The 12,943-nt window shown below is 46.9% G+C and carries 13 protein-coding genes; 7 read left to right on the forward strand and 6 right to left on the reverse strand.

What is annotated here, in order from left to right; translation table 11 throughout:
* The first annotated feature begins 102 nt into the window (after window positions 1-102).
* The 3 genes from IC230_RS32100 to IC230_RS32110 are packed head-to-tail and all read left to right on the forward strand — an operon-like array spanning window position 103 to window position 3,955.
* Window positions 103-1,248, forward strand: coding sequence for a sensor protein KdpD (locus tag IC230_RS32100; protein ID WP_191043181.1), 1,146 nt, complete (start codon window positions 103-105; stop codon window positions 1,246-1,248).
* Between the two features lie 2 nt (window positions 1,249-1,250).
* Entirely contained in the window at window positions 1,251-3,068 is a 1,818-nt protein-coding gene (locus tag IC230_RS32105; RefSeq protein ID WP_191043182.1) for an ATP-binding protein, read from the forward strand.
* Window positions 3,069-3,115: 47 nt separating this feature from the next.
* Complete coding sequence (locus IC230_RS32110) at window positions 3,116-3,955, forward strand: ThuA domain-containing protein (protein ID WP_191043183.1); 840 nt, start codon at window positions 3,116-3,118, stop codon at window positions 3,953-3,955.
* A gap of 340 nt (window positions 3,956-4,295) precedes the next feature.
* Here the strand turns inward: IC230_RS32110 and IC230_RS32115 are convergent, their stop codons facing one another.
* From IC230_RS32115 to IC230_RS32135, 5 genes are all read right to left on the reverse strand, one after another.
* Window positions 4,296-5,693, reverse strand: a complete 1,398-nt coding sequence (locus IC230_RS32115) for a Gfo/Idh/MocA family protein (RefSeq protein ID WP_191043184.1) — start codon at window positions 5,691-5,693, stop codon at window positions 4,296-4,298.
* A 194-nt stretch (window positions 5,694-5,887) separates the two neighbouring features.
* Window positions 5,888-6,676, reverse strand: a complete 789-nt coding sequence (locus tag IC230_RS32120; RefSeq protein WP_191043185.1) for an alpha/beta hydrolase — start codon at window positions 6,674-6,676, stop codon at window positions 5,888-5,890.
* A gap of 156 nt (window positions 6,677-6,832) precedes the next feature.
* Window positions 6,833-7,420, reverse strand: coding sequence for a Crp/Fnr family transcriptional regulator (locus IC230_RS32125; RefSeq protein WP_191043186.1), 588 nt, complete (start codon window positions 7,418-7,420; stop codon window positions 6,833-6,835).
* Between the two features lie 134 nt (window positions 7,421-7,554).
* Window positions 7,555-8,439, reverse strand: coding sequence for an alpha/beta hydrolase (locus tag IC230_RS32130; protein ID WP_191043187.1), 885 nt, complete (start codon window positions 8,437-8,439; stop codon window positions 7,555-7,557).
* A 126-nt stretch (window positions 8,440-8,565) separates the two neighbouring features.
* The gene (locus tag IC230_RS32135) at window positions 8,566-9,222 is read right to left on the reverse strand and encodes a hypothetical protein (RefSeq protein ID WP_191043188.1); all 657 of its coding nucleotides are present in this window, start codon (window positions 9,220-9,222) and stop codon (window positions 8,566-8,568) included.
* Window positions 9,223-9,520: 298 nt separating this feature from the next.
* On the opposite strand from IC230_RS32135, the gene IC230_RS32140 reads away from it, so the two are divergent.
* The 4 genes from IC230_RS32140 to IC230_RS32150 all read left to right on the forward strand — a co-directional run bounded on the left by IC230_RS32140 (window position 9,521) and on the right by IC230_RS32150 (window position 11,729).
* Window positions 9,521-10,069, forward strand: coding sequence for a DUF4468 domain-containing protein (locus IC230_RS32140; protein WP_223861000.1), 549 nt, complete (start codon window positions 9,521-9,523; stop codon window positions 10,067-10,069).
* A gap of 14 nt (window positions 10,070-10,083) precedes the next feature.
* The gene (locus IC230_RS34545) at window positions 10,084-10,218 is read left to right on the forward strand and encodes a hypothetical protein (RefSeq protein ID WP_262893204.1); all 135 of its coding nucleotides are present in this window, start codon (window positions 10,084-10,086) and stop codon (window positions 10,216-10,218) included.
* A gap of 551 nt (window positions 10,219-10,769) precedes the next feature.
* Window positions 10,770-10,979 carry a DUF2188 domain-containing protein gene (locus IC230_RS32145; protein WP_191043189.1) on the forward strand — a complete coding sequence of 70 codons (210 nt, stop codon included), beginning with the start codon at window positions 10,770-10,772 and terminating at the stop codon, window positions 10,977-10,979.
* 57 nt (window positions 10,980-11,036) lie between these two features.
* Window positions 11,037-11,729 carry a DUF421 domain-containing protein gene (locus tag IC230_RS32150; RefSeq protein ID WP_191043190.1) on the forward strand — a complete coding sequence of 231 codons (693 nt, stop codon included), beginning with the start codon at window positions 11,037-11,039 and terminating at the stop codon, window positions 11,727-11,729.
* 58 nt (window positions 11,730-11,787) lie between these two features.
* On the opposite strand, the gene IC230_RS32155 is transcribed toward IC230_RS32150, so the two are convergent.
* Window positions 11,788-12,861, reverse strand: a complete 1,074-nt coding sequence (locus IC230_RS32155; RefSeq protein ID WP_191043191.1) for a DNA topoisomerase IB — start codon at window positions 12,859-12,861, stop codon at window positions 11,788-11,790.
* Window positions 12,862-12,943: the final 82 nt, after the last annotated feature.

The following is a 12,943-nucleotide window of genomic DNA, read 5'->3' on the forward strand; positions in this document are numbered from 1 at the left end:
TGTTTGACGTAGCCTGATTCACGGGCTGAAGCCGAACGCGGCCCGGCCCGTGGATACCATTGACTCCCTACCATTTTTGGTAACGCTATTTATGACTACTTAATGGCAATGAATGACCCTGTCATAACCGACCGCGACCAATCCGCCGAACAGTTTCTGAGACTCATTCAGGAGTCCCGGCGGGGGAAGTTTAAGATTTATATCGGGATGAGTGCGGGCGTGGGTAAATCGTACCGGATGTTGCAGGAAGCTCATTCGCTGCTACGTAACGGCATCAACGTAACGATTGGGTTTATCGAAACACATAATCGAGCTGAAACCCAGGCGCTCATCGAGGGACTACCCGTTATTCCTCGCCGTAAGCTATTCTACAAAGGTCGTGAGCTGGAAGAAATGGACGTACAGGCCATTCTAAATCTTCACCCGGAATTAGTTATTGTCGATGAACTGGCGCACTCCAACATTCCTGGCTCAAAAAACGAAAAACGCTGGCAGGACGTACTGGAGATTCTGGACGCGGGAATTAATGTGATCAGCGCCGTAAATATTCAGCATATTGAAAGCTTATACGATGAGGTTCACGAAATCACGGGCGTCGACGTAACGGAGCGCGTACCCGACCGTGTATTGCACGTAGCGGATGAGGTTGTGAACATTGATTTGACGGCCGATGAGTTGATTAATCGGCTTAAAGAGGGTAAAATCTACGACAAAGCGAAAGTGCAAACGGCGCTGGCTAATTTCTTTCAGCCCGAAAAAATTCTGCAACTGCGCGAACTCGCGTTACGTGAAGTAGCCACTGCCGTTGAACGTAAGATCGAGACAACTGTTCCTTCAAACGTACAGGTGAAGCCGGAGCGGTTTCTGGCCAGTATCAGTTCAAATCCGGAAATTGCCCGGCGCGTTATTCGCAAAACAGCCCGGCTGGCTGCTTATTACAATTCACGCTGGTACGTTCTGTATGTCCAGACGCCCGACGAAGCACCCGACCGGATTAGGCTGGATAAACAACGGCATCTGATTAATAATCTAAAATTAGCGACCGAGCTGGGCGCCGAGGTGATTCAGGTAAAGAGCCGCCACATTGTCAACAGCATTATGGCTGAGGTAGAGAAACGGAACGTAACGACGGTTTGCATTGGTAAGCCTCATTTTACGCTAGTGCAGATTATTTTACGAACCAATGCTTTTAATCAATTGCTTAACAAACTGTCGGGATCAGATACCGACTTGATCATACTCTCCTAAACATGTCCATCAAAAGCAAAATAGCAGCCGCGTTGGCATTTATGTTCGCTATCATCCTGGCCATTGGTGGGTTGAGCATGTATTATCTCAACGAGCTATCGAACGATTCACAGGCGATTTTGAAGGATAACTACATCTCGCTTGAGTTCACCAGTAACATGCAGAAAGCATTGGCGATGCTCACCGAATCGGCTAAGTCTGACCCAGACGCCCTGGCCGATTTTGATCGAAACCTGAAAAAGCAGGAAGCGAACGTAACAGAAGCTGGCGAGGAGAATGCGACCAGCGGCTTACGGCGAGAGTTTAATCGACTCCGGGCGGGCGCTATGGATTCTGTCACGATGGCACGACTTCGGCAATACCTCTTTGCGCTGGACGATATTAACCGTCAGGCAATTATCCGTAAGAATGAGACCGCTAAACAAACCGCCAAAAACGCGCTGCTGTGGTTGTCAGTAGTTGGGGCAATTTGCATCATGATTCTGTTTTCGTTCGTCCTCAATTTTCCGGGCTACGTCGCCAATCCTCTGCGCGAGTTGACACGGGGCCTTCGGCAGGTAACCAAACGCAACTTTGAAGAGCGACTGCATATCAGCTCTAACGACGAGTTTGGCGAACTGGCCCGGACGTTTAATTCCATGACAGAAAAACTGGATGAGTATGAGCACTCGAATCTGGCGCGGGTACTGTTCGAAAAACGACGTATTGACACTCTCATTCGGATCATGAATGAAGGCATTGTTGGGATGGATGAGAATAAACGTATCCTGTTCGCCAATCCGGTGGCTTGTCGGTTACTGGGCCTTGATGAGACTCAACTAATTGGTCAGTACGCGCCCGACGTAGCAGCATCAAATGATCTCATGCGGACATTGATTCAGGATATTATGGCCGAACAAGTACCCGGAACCGAATCGAATGGCTTTCTGAAAATCTATGATCCTGGTCTGGATGGACCTGGTTTGAATGAAACGGCCCGGAATGGAAGCGGAAAGGAAAGCTATTTCAAACGTCGAACCCATACTGTGGAAGTGACCCGGACGGGCGAAGAGCACTCTCAGTTAGCGGGTTACGTTATGGTGCTTGAAAACATTACGTCCTACAAAGAGCTTGACCTGGCGAAAACCAATTTCATTGCAACGATCTCACATGAGTTAAAAACACCGTTGTCGAGCAGTAAAATGAGCCTTAAACTGCTGGAAGATTCACGGGTCGGTCAGCTGAATGACGAGCAGAAGCAACTCGTCAGTAACCTTTCCGCCGATATTAACCGACTCCTGAATCTGACGGGCGAACTGCTGAACATGGCTCAGGTGGAATCAGGACAAATTCAACTCAACATACAATCAGTAGCGCCGGTCAACATTGTCAATTATGCGATAAATGCGCTCCGGGTACAGGCTGAAAACAAACGGATTACGCTTTCCATAACGGCTCCTGAAAAGTTGCCACCTGTTTCAGCTGACCCGGATAAGGCATCGTGGGTATTGGTCAACTTTCTGAATAACGCCATTCGCCACAGTCCCGACGATAGCTCAATCGACGTATCGGCCAATCTGATTAACAACTTCGTCGAGTTTCGGGTGCGCGACCATGGGCCGGGTATTCAACCTGAACACCAAAGCCGGGTCTTTGATCGCTATTTTAAAGCCTCTTCGCTAACGGGAAAACTATCGGAATCATCATCAGGCAGTACGGGACTTGGCCTGGCTATCTCCAGTGAATTTATCCAGAGCATGGATGGCCAGATTGGCTTAGATCCGCAGATTACTGATGGCGCTGCCTTTTTTTTTCGGCTACCCGTCGATCAAAAAGCATGAGATAATGCGCGATTCGGGCTTATAGAGTCATCAACTAAACCCAAAAGATGAATCGATTCACTACATTATTACTATCTGCCCTAATTTTTTGCCTGCTTACGGCTAGCGCCAGTTGGAGTCAGGAGGTGAACTGGAAAAAGGTAAAAGTGCTGGTGTATACAAAAAATGGGAAGGGCTATGTCCACGATAATATTCCGAATGCGGTTCTGTGTATTCAGAAATTGGGTACACAAAACGGCTTTGCCGTCGACGTATCGGATCAGCCAGCCGTTTTTACCGAGGCTAATCTCCGGCAGTATACCCTGCTCGTTTTTACCAGCACCAACAACGACGTTTTTGATACAGATCAGCAGCGATTGAGTTTCCGGCGATACATGGAAGCAGGTGGGGGGTTCGTGGGTATTCATTCCGTTATGGGCACCGAGCGCAACTGGACCTGGTTCAAGCGTATGCTGGGCGGTACGTTTGCCTGGCACCCCAAGTTCCAAAAATTCAATGTGGAGGTACTGGACTCGAAAAACCCATCCATGCAGGGCTTACCGAAGGTTTGGGAAAAAGAAGATGAGTTTTATTTCACGAAAAATATGTCGCCAGGGCCAACTGTCATCATGGCGAACGATCTGACAACACTTAAGCAGGACGAACCGGAAAAAATAAAAATGTTCGGCGCTCCTTTTGTCGATCTGTATCCATCGGCATGGTACTACAATTTTGATGGAGGCTACACCTGGTGTACAACCCTGGGCCATGCCAAAACGGATTACGTGGAGGATACTACGTTTATCAGACACATTTTCCAGGGAATCCGCTACGTAGCGAGTCAGGTAAAAAAAATCGACTTCAACAAAGCCTACGCCGACTCGCGCGATACACCAATCCGCTATTAAACACACGTCAATTCAATCATAAAAAGCCCTCATCGCGAACGATAGAGGGCTTTTTATGATTGAATTGACTTAATTAGCGTACGCGCAGACGATACGTGCTGCGGCTTACCTGACCAATCACCGGGCCACCCACTTCGATAATGCGGGGGCGGGGAGGACGGTTTATTTTTAATAGATTCGTTCTCATTAGTATAGTGTTGTTTTTAATTGACGATACAAAGATGCTGTATGTCGTTCTACGTCACTATTCAACTGTTCACGAACCGCTTATGTACGCGTCTGAACTGCTATAAATTGCACATGAAGCGCTTCATTATCAGCTACTTTTGCGTTAATTATATTAGCTTTCTTTCGGTTCTGGTCCCCGGAATGCATCTTTTTTGTCGATAGTTGTCAGCTTCACGGGTTTGCCTTCTCTGGCCGACTGATAGATGGCTTCCATTATTTTCTGATCCTGAAGACCTTCTTCACCTGGGGTAAAAGGCACCTTATTTTCCAGAATACATTCAGAGAAATGGTCCATTTCGGTAGCAAAATGGTCTTTGTCAGCAATGTTATGCTGAATAATCTGATTGTCTTTTCCCTGCGCCTGACTCGTTTCCAGTTTCAATCCTGTATAGGGAAAAGCAGGGTCCATCTTGATCCAGCCCGTGTCGGCCAGAACTCGGTAACTTTTGTCGTCGTGATGCCCGTAGCTGGTTGCGCAACTCGCCTGCACGCCACTCGGAAATTTCATGAGCCAGTTTACCTGTTCTTCGACTTCTTTGAAACGAGGGTCATTGGGGGTACTATGAACGTAACCCACCACTTCTGTTGGTTCTTCACCCAGAACGTACCGAATTGTGTTCAGACAATATAACCCCACATCGGGTAGTGAACCACCGCCAGCTAATGCTTTATTAAATCGCCAGTGTTTCGGATTGTCGGAGTTCTGACCGTTGTTGGCAATAATCGACTTCACTTTCCCAAACTGCTCTTTCTGGACCATTTCGCGAACCATACGGTTGTGGGGTTCATACTGAATCCGGTAGGCAACCATTAGTTTACGATCGGCTTTTTTGCAGGCGTCGATCATGGCTTCGCATTCAGCAACGGAATTTGCCATTGGTTTTTCGCACAGAATATGTTTCCCTGCCTGTGCTCCCCGAATGGTATATTCAGCGTGCATACCGTTGGGTAACACGATAAAAATAGCCTGTACTTCTTTGTTGTCCTTTAGCTTATCGTAGTCTTCATAGCTGTAGCAACTTTCTTTTTTGATGCCATACTGTTCAGCCACTTTTTTCATCTTTTCGGGGCTGCCGCTCACCAAGGCCACTACTTTCGATTTTTTACACGATACGATAGCGGGCAAAATTTGGTTAAGCGTGAGGTGACCAAGTCCAACCAGCGCATAGCCAACCCGCTGGTCTTCGGGCAGTGGGGTAGGCGTATCGCCTTCCTGCTGTTCCGTTTTAGCTTTTATTGGCTCCAGCTCAATCGACTTCTGCTGATCGGAGGGCACCTCGGCTGGTGGCGACGTAGCGGGTAATTTCGGTACTGGACCGTTGGATGTATTCATCGTTTCGGCAGATGAAGAAGCCGTTGTTTCTGGCTTTTTTTCACAGCCAACAAGCGTGCTTCCGATAGCACCTACCGCTAGCGTCCGACCAGTAAACTGGAGAAAGTCCTGACGGGATACGCGTGTTGCGGAAGGTTGGTCGAGTAGGAGGTCAACGAAGCGATTGATTGGATTCATAACGTAGTGCGTTTACGTTAAGCAACCGTTTGTGAGAAGGCGTTGTTTGGAAGAGTGAGGGTATGTAATTTGTTTTCTTCTACTAAACGGATTGTAGTCAAGGCAGTAATATCAACAAGAATAAGGAGTTCTGGGTAGAAAAATCAGAAGCCGAACTACATAGTGAGTGACGTTCAACTTCTGATTTTTTTGATTTATGCATTCTTCGCCAGCCAATCCAGAATATAATCAGCATCTTCTTTCCAGGTAGGCTGGCCAACAACGAAGTGATTACGTCCCGGAAATTCTTTGTAATCCAACACGGAACCGCTGTTTTTGTAAGCCTCGAAATTTCGATTATTGAGGTGAGCTGGTATGATGTTGTCGATACTTCCCGATGTAAGCAGAAGCGGAGGGTGTGGTTTCTCAAAATCAACGTGAGCCGCACTGGTTAAGCCACCACGAGCTACTTTTTTCGATTCTGGAATCGTGTTCTCATCGTAGGCTTTTTGCTGCTCTGCCAGCGGCATTTCATTGACAAATGCGTATTGCCAGTCTTCAAACGACATCAGGTAGGTTTCCTCAAGATCAGTGAACAAACCCAGTGCTTTCCAGCCCGCTTTCAGGAACGAAAACTCGTAGGGAAACACGCCCTGTGGCGGAACCGAGTGAATGGCAACTCCAGCCGCTGCCAGATCCCGATTAACGATAATCTGCGTGATCAGACCGCCCAGTGAGTGACCAATGACAATCGGTTTTTCAGGGAAGCTCTTGACAATGTTCGCATAATGGTCAACCAGTTCATCCAGCGATAAATTGGCTAAATCGGTGTCGTTTGGCTGGCGGGCGCGCAGTTCTGCCGCTGTGCCATCTTTGTAGGGCCAGGGTGGAGCAATGGTAGTATAGCCTTTGCCCTCGAAATAAGCTTGCCAATCGGCCCAGCCTGTATTGACAACAAAAGCTCCGGTAACAAATACGACGTTTTTGGTTTTACTGGCTTCCATAATTGTACAGTTTAGAGTATGTGAATTAGTGAAACTTAGTACCAGCCCAGGCATTAAGAGAGGTATTTTGATACGTTCCCTGATGCTTTGAACAGTACAAAAGTCAGCAAGCCAACAGACAATAAATTTAACCCAGGTTAAAATCGTAACGAATCGCTACCGACTGGCCATTCGTTTTCGGATACGACTCAATGAAGGCCCCTGAATACCGAGGTAAGAAGAGATGTGGTAAAGCGGTACGGCATTGTAAATATCGGGATGCTGTTGCATTAGCTCCAGGTACCGCTGTTCGGGCGTTTGAAACAGGGAATCTTCCATTCGGCTCATGGCCATCATAAACGCTCGTTCGGCAACGAGCCTGCCAAAACGCTCCCATTGATGAGACTGCTGATACAGCTGGTTCAGTTGATCAGTTCGGATGTATAAAATGGTCGAATCCGACATTGACTCAGTATGATAATTACACGGCGTCTGCGTAAGAAAACTCTTGTACGACACGATTAATTGGTGTTTCGAAAAGAAAAATACATTCTTTTCGTCACCAGTGAGTTCGTTGACGTAGTACGCCCTAAAAATTCCATCAAGAATGAATCCGAGATGTTTGCAGACGCTTTTGTGTTCGTTGAAAAACTCACCTTTCCGATAACGCTTTAGTTGCCAGTAGGGTGTCGACAGCGCAAAGTCGTTCTCGTTGATTCCGGCAAAGTCCTGTAATGCGTATTGCAGTAAACCTATGTCGTTCATATTCTGGCTGTTGATGTTCCTGTAAAGGTAAAAAGGCAGCTTAAAATACGTGGTTTTCCGCGCAGATTTTTAAAAGAATTTAGTTGAGGAATATTTTTATAGACTAACTGAGAAAAGCTGAAAATAATCTGTTGTTACGCTCCTACAAACCTCAATAGGTCGCGGTAAATGATGTTGTGTTCCCAGAATAACTGCGTGACCATGCCAACGTGTTTTTTGCCCGGTAATATGGTGAATTCATGTTTTACGCCCAGGTCTTGTAACCGTTGGTTGAATTTTCGCGTACTGCTGGCAATGCCCGGATACGTATGTTCTCCCGCATACATCAATACAGGCGGACTGTCGGCCCGAACGTAGTACAGCGGAGAAACATCACGCCAGACAGCCGGATTTTTACCAAATGGTACAAGGTATTTCTCGTCGCCGGAATACTCCATTTTTGTTAGGTAGTCAAACATATCCAAGCCTCCCGGATCGTCGAGAATAGCCCCTTTAATCGGGTTCCTGATTGCGCCGAGCTTTGTAAATAATTGATCGTTGGTCGCTATCAGCGCGGCTAATCCACCACCTGCTGAGTGACCCATCACAAAAATCCGACTTGGGTCGCCACCGTATTCAGCAATGTGAGTTTGCGTCCAGATCACGGCACGGGCGCAATCATCAGCCATGTCTGGAACCGTTACGGAAGGAGCAAGCCGGTAATTAATGAGCACGGCAACCACGCCCTGTTTCGCCAACCGCCGACCAATAAAAGCGTAAAGATTTTTGCTGCCACTATCCCAGGCACCGCCATGAATAAATACTACTACAGGGCGGCCTATTGCCTGCCTTTGGTTGGGCTGGTAAACATCGAGTACGTTCCGATCAACATCAAAGTCAGGTACGTTAGGCGTTACGTAGGGTATATTTTTTGTGCGCCGACTGCTGCTGGCAATGGCATATTCATTGCCGAGAACTAAAACTGTAATGGCAACAAGCAGCACGGCTGGAATCTGCCACACGAATCGGGAACGGAGCATATAAAAATCTCATTTTGAGACGTAACGTGAATGAACGAAGGCTAAGTACGGGTAAATCTGTACTTATAGCTACCGCTGTCAATACATACCACAAAACTGAGATTCCGGATTGGTAGGGAGTATCGTTTATAAATGCTGGCAAAGCTTGTTATAGTCCGCCACCATATCGCCAAGTAATCGCCAGTCACGACGGGTAGCCGTTGGGTTGTTGCGCATGAACTGGGGACAATCGCCGAAGAGCCGCTCGTAAACGGTTTCGATCTCACCGCGTTTCGCAATGAACGCTTCGGCTCCATGTTTTACTGCTACGTAGCTGAGGTCCTGCCGATCAATTTCTAATACAAAATTACCAAACGTATATTCTGACTTTTGCTTCCAGCCAGATGGATCAAAATACAGGGCAATCGCACCATCAAATCGAGTCAGTCGCTCCAGCAACATGGGTTTGTCTTTTCGGCGCGGATTAGGTACTCGCTCAAAAATAACAAACTCGCGCTCTCGCGGAATGCTGCCGGTCGAATAGGCAACGTCGGGTAACCGCTGGGCAATAAGCCGGAGATCCTCACCTTTAATTTTTGTTTTACGGTCATCCGCTGCCCGAACGATGATACTGGCGGGCGAGTCGTTCACGAGCGACCCGATCCGTACTTGTCCCCGAATGGTATCGTTTTGTAGGGTTATTACGTAACCATCAGTCCACATAGTAATAGCCCCGACGGGTTGATACTGTGCCTTGCCAATAAGGCTGATTAACAACGTAATGGCGACAAAAAAAGCTTTCATGACTAAAAGAGTCTGAGTTATTGACTTCAAAGCTAATCGGCTTAATGTATCGGGAAAATGCTGTTTTGACTGAACCGTAGAATCTACGCGATGAAGTGCGAACAATGATCGTCTGAGTCGACCATTATGCATATATAGTTGCCTATCAATCCAGGAACCAGAAAAATTCTGCAGCTTGTTTACCCAACCCCGCCGGTTATTCATTGAGACTGGATGACACCCTGCCGAATGCGCTACTTTCACAGCGATGTAACTAATCAACTTTCCGCTTTTCTACCCACATCTAATCCGTCAATGTATGATTACTCTGTTGCTTACTCTGTTAGTATCCGCTCTATTCGTTATGGGTTCCGTTAATGCAAATTACCCATCGATCGAGACAGACGATAGACTACAAACTATTCTGCCCATAATTAACCAGAAAGTAACCTACTCCGACGTAGTCGATTGCGGAAGCGTATCGCAGTTGGACCTGTTCAGACGAGCCAGACTTTGGGTTGTTCAATCGGGTCATTCGATTGATGCCCCATTCCTGTTAAGTGACAAAGAAACTGGTGATCTGGCTGGACGGTTCAGTCAGACCATTACGATTCCCCGTTCAGAAAATGCTGCCGGAGGCATCTATACGTTTCGGTATAATTATGTAATCGAATGTGCTAACCGTAAATACCGGGCGGTGCTTACGCAAATTGAGCTGGATGAAGGCAATGGTCGCTATACGCCGATCGAAACCTTATGCCAAAAGAACGAAAAGAATCTTCCGAGCATCTGTCAGGAACTTGATAGGCAGCTCAACAATCTACTGGGTTCCCTTCAGGAAAGTATGAAAAATTATAAAGCGTTTTAGTAGGGGCAAATCGTATGAACCGTACAGTCGCTTATTTGCTTGGACCCGAACTGGCCTGGCTACTTATGTTTGTTTTGACCGGGCTTATTGTTATGGTTAGCCAGCCGCTCCCTGCCGACGATCACGACAAGCTGCTGAATTTTGGCTGATTCCTGCCCATTATTGGCGTATTGCTCGCTTTTGTTCCGCTATTGTGGGCTCCGGGAAGCCAGTGGTTGTGGTTAATTCGAATCATTGTTATAAGTCTGCTTAGTGTTGGCCTCTTGGTGGGTTATTTGTGTGATGCTGCTCGATACGACGATAGCAGAGATGCAGGAATTGGCACGGCATTCATGCTGTTTTGTGGCTTAGGCTGGATGATCCTGATCGGTATCGCGTTAGTCGTTGCCCTAGCAATTTTAGCCAGATGGCCATTTTATATAGTCTTGAAATGGACTGCGATCGTTATTAGTACGTTCATGTTTCTCGGTCTCCTTGCCGGCTGGCTCGACTCACTTGAAGCCAGCAAAAGCGCCTGAAAATCTAGATTAGAACGTAGCAATACTTCACCAGGCTAGCGCTGGGCTATCAATTGATTGACGGAATTTCGCTTATTTCCAGAAGCGAAGAATGTAACACTCCACGAGTAGGCAGATAAACAGTTGGTCAGTTAATGAGTTATTTGGCTACTAGCCAGACACTCATTAACTGACCGATTGCTATGCCCTGGACGAAAGAAACGTATCCTGATTCGTTAAAGTATTTTATGGCGCCGGTACGTAATAAAGCCATTGAGATTGCTAACGCCTTGCTGGCTGATGGAGCCGATGAGCAACGCGCCATTGCTATTGCCACCTCTAAAGCCGAAGAATGGGCAACGAATCGCGGTATGAAAATCCGAAAAGCCAACGCTCCGGAAACGAAAAAATAAACTGTAAGTCAGGAAGGAATAACCTGATATCTCTTCAATCTACGCAGTCACTACGTAATGTCAAATCCGGTTCAGCCCTTCGACTGGGAACGTATGTTCATTCACGATTTCCCATGGTCTTATCTGGGTGAGGTAGCGTTCCGAACGCTGTTCATGTTTATCATTCTGTTAACGGCTTTAACGGTTTCGGGAAAGCGTGAGGTCCGGCAACTATCTATTTACGAACTGGTATTGCTGATTGGCCTTGGCTCGGCTGCTGGCGACCCCATGTTCTATCATGACGTACCGCTTTTGTCGGCAGTGGTTGTTTTTATCGTGATGATGAGCTGTTATAAACTAGCTACGTACATCAGCGATAAAAACAAAACTGTCCGACATGTTCTTGAAGGTGAACCGGTCTACGTTATTGAAAACGGTTGTATTCTAACACAGAACTTCAAAGAAGAAGATCTGGGGCAGGAGGAATTGTTTTCTGACCTGCGAATGGGCGGTATCGAACAACTAGGACAGGTTCGCACCGCCATTTTGGAGGCAAACGGCCAACTGAGCATATTTCAGTTCAGCGCTGACGATGCTCTGCCGGGCCTCACTACGCTACCAAACGAACTTAAAAAGCACACCGAACAAATTCAGCAGCCGGGTGATTACGCCTGCTGCACATGTGGTAACGTGCATAAATTTAATGCTCCTGTTCAGCTATTCAACTGCCCAAAGTGTAGCAAAACCACCTGGGTCAAGGCTGTCAAATAGTAGATCAGACTAACGTAGTGGAGAGTATGATGTTTGCACGTTGATGTTGCCTTTCAACTTATTTTTTCACTCCGTTTTTCACTTGATCCTTTAGAAACTTCAGCAGAAGTTTTTCAACCCCATCGAGACCATTTGGACTAGTTTTTCGAAACAGGTTTTTCTGCTTGATATAGGGATTCAAATCCTGACATTCATAGGCTTCCAGAATCTGCGGATAGACGTAGTGTTTTCGGCAAACGGTACGTGTGTTGCCCAATTTATGTGACACTTCATCCAGTACTGTATTAACGTTCTTCTTCAATTCCTTCTCTGTATCACAGGGTTCGAGTTCTATTAAGAGCCGTAGCGCATTGACTGTGCCGGCCCAGGTGCGAAAATCCTTCGCTGAAAAGTCTTCGCCCATGGTTTCGTGTAGATAATCGTTTACCATGCCCGAATCAATCGGATGACGGTCGCCGTTTTGATCGATGTATTGAAATAACTCTTTACCAGGAATGTCACGGCAATTTTTCACTAAACGGGCCAGTCGATGGTCGTGAAGCGTAATATCGTGGGCGATACCTTTTTTACCTTTGAAAGCAAACCGGATGTCTCTGCCTTCCAGTTTAACGTGCCGGTCTTTGAGCGTCGTCAAACCATAGGAGCCATATTCTTTTTCATATGCCGCGTTGCCAACCCGGATTAACGTCTGCTCCATAACGCTAAGCGCAATAGCAATTACTTTTTCCTGAGATAGGGCAGGCCTTTTCAGATCTTTAGCCAGACGTGCCCGGAGTAGGGGCAGGGCCTGGCCAAAAGCTTCCATTCTAAAAAATTTTGTTTCACTTCGAATGGCGTTCCACTGCGCATGGTAGCGGTATTGTTTTCGGTTTTTAGTGTCAACGCCCGTCGCCTGTAAATGACTGTTTGCTTTAGGGCTAATCCAAACCTTATCCCAGACAGGAGGTAACGTCATGCTGCGGATACGATCCAGGGTTTCGGGATCATTCAGTTTATTACCCCGCTGATCGAAATACGTAAAATGGTCGCCGTTACGTTGGCGAGTGATGCCTGGGGCTGTATCGTTTAGGTAAACAAGTCGTGCGGCTCGGGCTGCCTTAACCGGATCATGAGCCAGTTGTAATAAATTCATTGTACGTTGAGGACTGGTAATTGGAAACTGCGTGAGAGCGTAACGAATTGACTAAGGAGTTGGTTAAAGCAGATCCTGATTT

This window comes from Spirosoma validum (assembly GCF_014699035.1).
GTDB lineage: Bacteria > Bacteroidota > Bacteroidia > Cytophagales > Spirosomataceae > Spirosoma > Spirosoma validum.